Source organism: Aphanothece microscopica RSMan92 (genome assembly GCF_046613545.2).
GTDB lineage: Bacteria > Cyanobacteriota > Cyanobacteriia > PCC-6307 > Cyanobiaceae > NIES-981.
Window position 1 is genome coordinate 1 of the sequence record NZ_JBKKKY020000093.1, and the last position, 8,640, is coordinate 8,640.

Sequence of the window (8,640 nt, forward strand, 5' to 3'; positions counted from 1 at the left end):
GGATGGTGCTGGGGGTGGGCTTCAGCCTGCTCAGCCTGGTGGCCAATGGTCTTGGCCAGGGTGTCGTGCTGCGCTGGCTGGGCCTGCGTCCCCGCTGGGCCCAGCTGGCGCTGGTCTATCTCGACACCAACCTGCGCAAGTTCCTGCCGGGTGGGATCTGGCACCTCACCAGCCGGGTGCGGTTGTTCAGCACGGCGGCGGGCCCGCTCGAGCAGCCGGCCTCCCTGCCGGTCGCGGTGGCGGCCACGCTGCTCGATCCCCTGCTCGCCGCCATCGCCGCCCTGGCCCTGGTGCCGTTCGATGGCTGGCAGTCCGGCCTGGCGCTGCTGTGCCTGCTGCCGCTGGCGCTGCTCTGGCCCCGCTGGCTGCGCCCCCTGCTGCAGAGCCTCGAGCGGCGTCAGACCCGTCGCCTCGCCGCCGCCATCGATGGCCCGGAGCTGGCGCTGCCCCCGCCCGATCGGGCCGCGTCGCTGGCCCTGCAGGCGCTGCCCCGCCACTATCCCTGGCTGCCGTTGCTCGCCCTGCTGGGTTTTGTGCTGCTGCGTTTTGCCGGCTTCGCCTGCTGCGTCCTGGCCTTCGACCTGCAGGGCACCCTCGGGCTGAGTGGTTGGCTTGCGGGGTTCGCCCTGGCCTGGACGGCGGGGCTGGTCGTGCCGGGAGCGCCCGGGGGGCTGGGGGTGTTCGAGGCCGTCCTGCTGCTGCGCCTCGGTTCCCAGGTGCCGGAAGCCCCCCTGCTGGCCATCGCGATCAGCTACCGGCTGATGGTGACCCTGGCCGATCTGCTCGCTGCGCTCACCGCCCGTCTCGATCTGGTCCTGGAGCGTCCCCGGGTCCCCACCCCTTGAGCGACCCAGGGCCGCGAGCCGCCATGGCCGCGAGCCGCCATGGCCGCAGTTCGCAATTGGGCCTATTGTTGAGAACAGCCGGGTGATCGTCTTGCCTGCCCCCTCCAACGCCGGAACGGTGGTGGCTGCGGTCCCCACCAGCGAGGGCCTGCGCAGCAGCCTCCACGATCGCGGCCAGCGTCTCACCCCTCAGCGGCAGCGGGTGCTGGCCCTGTTCGAACGCATCGGGGAGGGCACCCATCTCAGTGCTGAAGAGGTGCATCAGCGTCTGTTGCGCGCCCAGGAGCGGGTCTCCCTGGCCACCGTCTACCGCACCCTGCGCCTGCTGAGCTCCATGGGGCTGCTGCAGGAGCTGGAACTGCCCGAGGGGGGGCGTCGCTTCGAGCTGGCCGGCGATGCGCACCGGGATCATCACCACATGGTGTGCGTGGGCTGCGGCCGCACCGAGGAGTTCGAGAGCACGGCTGTGCTGACGGCCGGGGAGGCGGCCGCCGGCCTGCATGGCTTTCGCCTGCTGGATTGCGTCCTCACGGTGCGGGCCCTCTGCCCCCGTTGCGCCGAGCGCTCGTAGCCTGGGGACCCTCTTCCGGGGGGTGTTCTCACGCCTCGGGCTCACCCCGCACCGATGGCCCCTGCTGAAGGCGTTCTCCAACAGCCGTCGGGCCGGGATGCTGGACCCTGGTGGAAGACCTACCGGCGTGCCTGGCTGCGGCCGGATGGCCTCGCCGGGCTGACCACCGCCGCCGTGGTGATCCCCAAGGCGATGGCCTTCGCCACCATTGCCGGCCTGCCCGTGCAGGTGGGGCTCACCACGGCCCTGGTGCCGATGGTGGTGTACGCCCTGCTCGGCACCTCCAGGGCCCTGAGCGTCAGCACCACCACCACGCTGGCGATCCTGGTGGGCACCGAGCTGGCGGGGGGCGTCGGCCGCACCAACCCGGGCGAGGCCTTGGCTCTCAGTGCCCTGCTCGCCCTGTTGGTGGGGGCGATGTTGGTCGTGGCTTCGGCCCTGCGGCTCGGCTTCCTCGCCAACTTCATCTCCGAGTCGGTGCTGGTGGGTTTCAAGTCCGGCATCGGGCTGGTGATCGTGGTGGATCAGCTCCCCAAGCTGCTCGGGATATCCATCGAGAAGGCAGGCTTCTTCCGGGATCTGGCGGCGGTGGCAGCCCGCGTGCCCGCGTCGTCCCTGGTCACGGTGGCCCTCTCGGGCCTGCTGGTGCTGCTGCTCATGGGCCTGCAGCGCCGCTGGCCCCAGCTGCCGGCGCCGCTGCTGGTGGTGGCCGCGGCGGTGGCGCTCAGCGCCGGGCTGGGCCTGGGGGAGCGCGGCGTGGCGGTGATCGGTGCGGTGCAGGGGGGGCTGCCCTCCTTCTCCCTGCCGCCGCTGGGGCTCGCCGGCCAGCTGTGGCCCGCCGCCATCGGCATCGCCGTGATGAGCTTCACGGAAAGTGCCGCCGCCGCGCGGGCCTTCCGGGGCCCTGAGGACCCGGCGCCGGATGCGAACCGCGAGCTGCTGGCCCTCGGCGCCGCCAATGCCCTGGGGGCCTGCTTCGGGGCGATGGCCGCCGGTGGCGGCACCTCCCAGACGGCGGTGAACCGCCAGGCGGGGGCCCGCACCCAGCTGGCCGCCCTGGTGACCGCGGCGGCCGCGCTGGCCACCCTGCTGTTCCTGGCGCCGCTGATCGCCGTGATGCCCCAGGCCGCCCTCGCCGTGGTGGTGGTGGTCTATGCGTTGCCGATGATCGCCCCGGCCGAATTCCTGGCGATCCGTCGGGTGCGGCACGCCGAGTTCCGCTGGGCTGTGGTGGCGTTCCTCGGGGTGGTGCTGCTGGGAACCCTCAAGGGAATCCTGGTGGCGGTGATCCTCTCGCTGGTGGCCCTGGCCCAGCAGGAGATCAACCCGCCCGTCTACGCCATAGGACGCAAACCCGGCACGGACGTGTTCCGTCCCCTCTCCTCCCGTCATCATCAGGACGAGACCTGGCCCGGCCTGCTGCTGGTGCGGGCGGAGGGGCGTCTCTTCTTCGCCAATGCCGACGGGGTGGCGGCCCGGATCCGTCGCTTGATCGAGCGGCACAGCCCCCGGGTGGTGGTGCTCGATGGCAGTGCCCTGATCGACCTGGAATACACCGCCCTCAAGGCCCTCAGCCAGGCGGAGCGTCACTTGCAGCAGCAGGGCATCGAGCTGTGGCTGGCGGGTCTGAACCCGGCAGTGCTAGAGGTGGTGCGACGTTCGGAGCTGGGCGAGCGCCTGGGCCGTCCCCGGTTGCGCCGCAACGTGCAGCGGGCGGTGGAGCACTACCTGCGGGACAACTCCAAGGCGTCGGGCGGCTCACGGTCCGGCTGAGCTGGAGCACCGGGCTGAGCTGGCGCAGCGGGCTGAAGCGGTATCCGGGCCGTCAGGGTTTCGGAGGGCCGCTCGCCGAACAGCACGGCGTACTGCCGGGCGAAGTGGCCCGGGTTGAGAAAGCCCCAGTCGGCGGCGCGCGCGCCGATCCTGATCTGCTTCGCGTCGGCCTCCAGCAGTTCCCGGCGGATGCCGTGCAGCCGCTGCAGCCGCAGGTAGGTCATCGGGCCCATCCCCAGGTGCTCCCGGAATCCCTGGATCAGGCTGCGCCGGCTCGCGTGCACTTCGCGGCAGAGGCCCTCCAGATGCATGGGCCGGCCGGGGTTGGCCTCCATCCACCGCTGGGCCGCCTTCACCAGCTCAATTCGCGAGGGCGGCCGCCGCAGGCCGCCCATGGCCTCCGAGCCATGGGCGAGGGCGTCCAGCACCAGGGGGATCAGGTCGCCGTTCACCAGCCGCTCGAACCCCGCCGCCGGCTCAAGGCTGGGGTTGGCCTCGATGGCCGCGAAGAGCTGGCGCAGGTAGCGGCGCAGCCGGGCGAACCGGCCTGGATCCACCCTGAGCCAGTTCCCGGCCAGCGCCCCTTCCAGCATCGGGCAGCCGAGCTGGTCGGCCCGGCGCAGCAACTCCTCCCGCCCGAGCATCAGCAGGGCCAGGTCGCAACGGCCGAACGTGGTGAGGTGGATCTCGCCGGCGCAGGAGAGACCGAACAAGGCCCTGGGTAGCAGCGGTTGGCCGTGGCTGCGGATCGGCACCTGGGATCGCGCGTTTCCATCCAGGTGCCCATCCAGATCCAGCGCCACGAGTTGGCGCTCTGCAGACTTCGGGCCGGCGGCGTGGATCGCCCGGTCGAGTCGGATGCGCAGCAGCTTCAGCGGGCCCAGCCCCAGAGGCAGCAGTTCTCCCTGCAGCCTGCCCCTGGCCAGCTGGGTGACCGTCACCGGCAGTCCAGCTCCTTCCAGCAGGGCCTGCAGGCGCTCGATGCCGTCAATGGGGCGGGCGAGCGCCATCAGGAAAATTTCGCACTTTCAGAGTGTTGGCCCAGGCCATCCCTGGCCATGGTGCGGGGGTCACCACGGCATTCCTCACCACCATGCCTAACGGCAAGCCCAACATCCTCATCCTCTGGGGCGATGACATCGGCCAGAGCAACCTGAGCTGTTACAGCGATGGCCTGATGGGGTACCAGACCCCCAACATCGACCGGGTGGCCAAGGAAGGAGGGCGCTTCATCCACTACTACGCCGAGCAGAGCTGCACCGCCGGCCGGGCCGCCTTCATCTCCGGCCAGAGCGTGTTCCGCACCGGCCTCAGCAAGGTGGGCCTGCCCGGCGCCGAACTCGGCTACCGCACCGAAGACCCCACCATCGCCGGCCTGCTCAAGCCGCTGGGCTACCGCACCGGCCAGTTCGGCAAGAACCACTTCGGCGACCGCGACGAGCATCTGCCCACCAACCAGGGCTTCGACGAGTTCTTCGGCAACCTCTACCACCTCAATGCCGAGGAGGAGCCGGAGCTGCCCGACTATCCCACGCCGGAGGAGCTGCCTGAGTTCCGCAAGAACTTCGGGCCCCGCGGCGTGCTGCACTCCTGGGCGAATCCCGATGGCACCCAGCGGATCGAGAACACCGGTCCGCTCACCAAGAAGCGGATGGAAACCTGCGATGAGGAGTTCATGGCCGAGGCCAAGCGCTTCATCCGCGATGCGGTGGCCTCCGGTGAGCCTTTCTTCGTGTGGTTCAACACCACCCACATGCACTTCCGCACCCATGCCCGGCCCCAGGATGTGGGCCGCAGTGGCCGTTGGCAGTCGGAGTACCACGACGTGATGCTCTATCACGACGAGTGCATCGGCGAGATGCTCAACCTGCTCGATGAGCTGGGCGTCACCGATGACACCCTGGTGATGTACAGCACCGACAACGGGCCCCACATGAACAGCTGGCCCGATGCCGGCATGACCCCCTTCCGCAACGAGAAGAACTCCAACTGGGAAGGGGCCTACCGGGTGCCCGCCCTGGTGCGCTGGCCCGGCAGGATCGCACCCGGCACGCTGTTCACCGAGATCGTGAGCCACCTCGACTGGCTGCCCACGCTGCTGGCGGCCGCCGGGGAGCCCGAGATCAAGGAGAAGCTCAAGGCCGGCCACCAGGCGGGCAGTCGGCACTACCACGTGCATCTCGACGGTTACAACATGCTCGACTACTGGACGGGTCAGACGGAGAAGAGCCCGCGGGTGGAGTTCTTCTACTTCTCGGACGACGGTGACCTCACCGCCCTCCGCTACGACAACTGGAAGATGGTGTTCATGGAGCAGCGCGCCGCCGGCACGCTGCAGGTGTGGGCCGAACCCTTCACGGCCCTGCGGGTGCCCAAGATCTTCAACCTCAAGACCGACCCCTACGAGCGGGCCGACATCACCTCCAACACCTACTGGGACTGGCTGATGGATCACGCCTTCATGCTGGTGCCGGCCCAGACCTTCGTGGGCCGTTTCCTGGCCACCTTCCAGGACTTCCCGCCCCGCCAGAAGGCCGCGAGTTTCTCCCTCGAGGAGGTGATCGAGAAGATGAGCAGCACGACGGGTCACTCCTGAGGGTCACTCCTGAGGGGACACTCCTGAGGGACCTGGGGCCGGCCCACGGAAGCGCATGCTTCCTGGGGTCGGCCCGGCCTCGTGCTCACTCGGATCCAGCGGGAATCGTTCTGGGATTGCCATTGCGAATGGCGTGATATCCGGGCGAGAGAATCTCGATTCCGGCGGCTGCAAATTCATCCTGGAGTGCTTCCAAGACCCTGGAAAGCGTCTGGCGGTAGCTGCCCGGCTCGCGCACGTAGGCCGTGAGCTCATAACTGATGTGGAAGTCATTCAGCGATGTCTGCAGCACATAGGGCTTGTCGTCCCGGCTGATGCCCGCAACGCTGTACGCAGCTTTCAGCATCAGGCGGTAGACCGTTCGCCAAGGCACCTCATAGCCGATGGTGATGGTGGTGGAGAGGGCAACCGGTTTGCGGATCTCGCGCCGTGAGAAGCTGTAGTTGACCACCGAGGTTCCGATCACGGTGGCGTTTGGAATGCTCACCAGCTCATTGCGAGGTGTCTGCAGGCGGGTCACCAGCAGGGCTCGGTCCTGCACAACGCCCATCACACCGTTGATGTCCACGAGATCACCTTCTCGGAAGGCGCGGGTGTAGATCAGCATCAGCCCGCTCATGATATTGGTGGCGATGGCGCTGGATCCCAGAGCAGCCAGCACACCCAGAAGCAGGCCGGCCCCCTGAAACAATCGGCTGTCGGATCCGGGAATGTAGGGGAACGCCGTCGCCAGGCCAGCCGCTGCCAGGAGCAGAGCGGCCAGTCGTGATGTGGGCGGGGCCCACTCCTGATAAAACCCCGGGATGCGAACGCTGCCGCGTTCCAGGGCGCGGAACCAGGCATTGCTGGCCTTGATCGCAACGGTGGTGACCAGCAGGATGAGAGAGAGGGAGACAACATCGGGAATGGAGGCCACAACTCCACGGGCGACGCCGGCCAGCAGGCCCACCAGTTGTTGGCGCAATTCCCTGGCGGCGCTCTGGGTAGGTGGAAACAGCCCCAGCAGCAACGGAATCAGGAGGTAGCTGATCAGGATCAGCACGGACCAGTGCACCACCTTGCGGGACATCTGGAGCAGGTAACGCACCTGCTCCGGAGCAATGAAGTGCCCGACTCCATGCCGGTTCAGAAAGTCCAGAACGCGCAGCCGACGGCGGGCGATCCATTGCTCCGTCCACCTGTTGATCTGGCCCTGAAGCCGCAGCCAGAGCACATACACCCCGACGAGCAGGCCGGCCAGGGCCAGGGCCCGCAACCAGGACGCCAGGGTGTTCTCGTCCCGGTAGCGGCGGATGGCGGCGCGGAGACTGTCCCGGGTTTGCTCGGCCAGTTCCACCCGGTTCATCCCGTAGCAGGCCGCCACGCGTTGGTTGATGAAGCCGAGGGTGCGTTCGGGTTCTCCGTCCTGACGCATTTCCAGGATCACCTCACCCTCCCCCTCTCTGATCGCGATGGCCTCAGGAGCGATGCTGTGATCACGCGCAATCCTCAGCAATTCCCTGCTGGCTTGATCCGCGGCGTCCTTGAGGTTGTAGGCGCCGGCCGTGGCCCTCAGCTCCAGAATCCGCCGCCCCTGCAGGGTCACATAGGTGGGTTGTTCGGCGCACCCAGGCCCGCGGCGTTCCGGGGCTCCCATCACATAGGCCTGCACATCTTGGGAAACACCAAGGAGCAGCGCGGCGGTGAGGCCGAATGCAACCAAAATCGAGAGCCAACCGCTGAGCCTTGCTCCTGCGCGTCTGGTGGTGCGTTGCCGCGATGGGTGCCCGTGCGAAGGGATCGATTCGCTGCCCGTTGTCTCCTTCACGGTGTTTCTCCGAGATCCGGCGGCCTAGTTGGGCGTTGCCAAGGCTTTGGCCTCGGCCGAGCATGTCTCCGCGGGGGGGGCGTTCGTGCGGGCGAGGTCGGCCCTGCGGGCGCGTTCGATTTCTGCGCGTGCCGCCTCCTTGTCCGCCAGAAAGGCTGCGTTGGTCTGCAGCCTGGCCACGGTCGCGGCTCCCACGACGCGGCCGGCCACCACGTCGCTGTACCAGTGCACATTGCACACGGTGCGGCTTTCGCCAAAGGCCAGGCCCCTGGCCAGGACGGCTTCGGCCCGATCCGGTGCCAGCTCGCTGAGGATCAGCGCCCAGCCCCAACCGACCGCTGTGTGCCCGGAGGGGTAGGAGCCATCCGTGCGCAGCTTGTCTTCATCTCCAGGTGTGCAGATCGGCGCCCCATTGGCCATGAACGGGCGTGGCCGCTGGTAGGTGGTTTTGGCTCCGTAGGTCGAGAGGCCGATGTCGGCGAGGCTGCGCCGCAGCAACTGATAGAGCGCCGGAGTGTCGGTTTCGCTGATGCGGAGGCCCAGGGCGCAGGAGAAGGCGCCGGCTGCTGCCGGAAAGGTCAGATCCGCATCGCGAATCGCCAGGTCCCAGCGCGCGGAGTTGCGCAGGGACACCATGCGCTCGCTCCAGAGCGTGTCAAGCAGTTGTCGAGCTGACGCACCCTCCGGTGCGGGAGGGACGAAATTCAGGCTGTTGAGCCGCTCGGCGGCGGGAAGATAGCCCTGCAGCACGCCCGGCACGAGCTCCTGGATGGCTTCGGCTGAGGGGGGCACGGCGGCCTGGGCCGCGCCGCTGCCGTTGAAGCCTGCGCTGCCACCCAGACCCGCGAGCAGAGGGGCCAGCAGCACCGAGCGGATCCAGAGGCTGCGCGCGTTGGTGGCCGTTCTGAGCAGCGTTAGAAGCATCGGTGATGGGGTCGAGGGGGGTGGCCCGATGGCCTGGCGATGGCTCTGGCCTCGTGCCGTGATCCTGGATCAGGGTTGCGGGTGCTGCAACGCCGGTGGTGGATGGCCTGCCCCGTCGTTTCCA

The 8,640-nt window shown here is 68.5% G+C and carries 7 protein-coding genes; 4 read left to right on the forward strand and 3 right to left on the reverse strand.

The genetic code is table 11. From position 1 onward, the window contains the following. The 3 genes from ACLD7X_RS15395 to ACLD7X_RS15405 all read left to right on the forward strand — a co-directional run. Positions 1-845: lysylphosphatidylglycerol synthase domain-containing protein (locus ACLD7X_RS15395; RefSeq protein WP_411424547.1), on the forward strand; the 845-nt coding region annotated here is incomplete at its 5' end. 91 nt (positions 846-936) lie between these two features. Continuing rightward, positions 937-1,416 carry a Fur family transcriptional regulator gene (locus tag ACLD7X_RS15400; protein ID WP_412006841.1) on the forward strand — a complete coding sequence of 160 codons (480 nt, stop codon included), beginning with the start codon at positions 937-939 and terminating at the stop codon, positions 1,414-1,416. 54 nt (positions 1,417-1,470) lie between these two features. Beyond that, positions 1,471-3,189 carry a SulP family inorganic anion transporter gene (locus ACLD7X_RS15405; RefSeq protein ID WP_411424549.1) on the forward strand — a complete coding sequence of 573 codons (1,719 nt, stop codon included), beginning with the start codon at positions 1,471-1,473 and terminating at the stop codon, positions 3,187-3,189. Here ACLD7X_RS15405 and ACLD7X_RS15410 read toward each other — a convergent pair. Further along, a complete protein-coding gene (locus ACLD7X_RS15410) occupies positions 3,141-4,199 on the reverse strand; it encodes a helix-turn-helix domain-containing protein (protein ID WP_411424550.1) in 1,059 nt (352 codons plus the stop codon). The two genes, ACLD7X_RS15405 and ACLD7X_RS15410, sit on opposite strands and share 49 nt — an antisense overlap. 26 nt (positions 4,200-4,225) lie before the next feature. On the opposite strand from ACLD7X_RS15410, the gene ACLD7X_RS15415 reads away from it, so the two are divergent. After that, a complete protein-coding gene (locus ACLD7X_RS15415) occupies positions 4,226-5,785 on the forward strand; it encodes an arylsulfatase (protein WP_411424551.1) in 1,560 nt (519 codons plus the stop codon). 85 nt (positions 5,786-5,870) lie between these two features. On the opposite strand, the gene ACLD7X_RS15420 is transcribed toward ACLD7X_RS15415, so the two are convergent. Both ACLD7X_RS15420 and ACLD7X_RS15425 read right to left on the reverse strand, forming a co-directional pair. Continuing rightward, complete coding sequence (locus ACLD7X_RS15420; RefSeq protein WP_411424552.1) at positions 5,871-7,487, reverse strand: mechanosensitive ion channel family protein; 1,617 nt, start codon at positions 7,485-7,487, stop codon at positions 5,871-5,873. A 129-nt stretch (positions 7,488-7,616) separates the two neighbouring features. After that, entirely contained in the window at positions 7,617-8,516 is a 900-nt protein-coding gene (locus ACLD7X_RS15425; RefSeq protein WP_411424553.1) for an acid phosphatase, read from the reverse strand. Between the last annotated feature and the right edge of the window lie 124 nt (positions 8,517-8,640).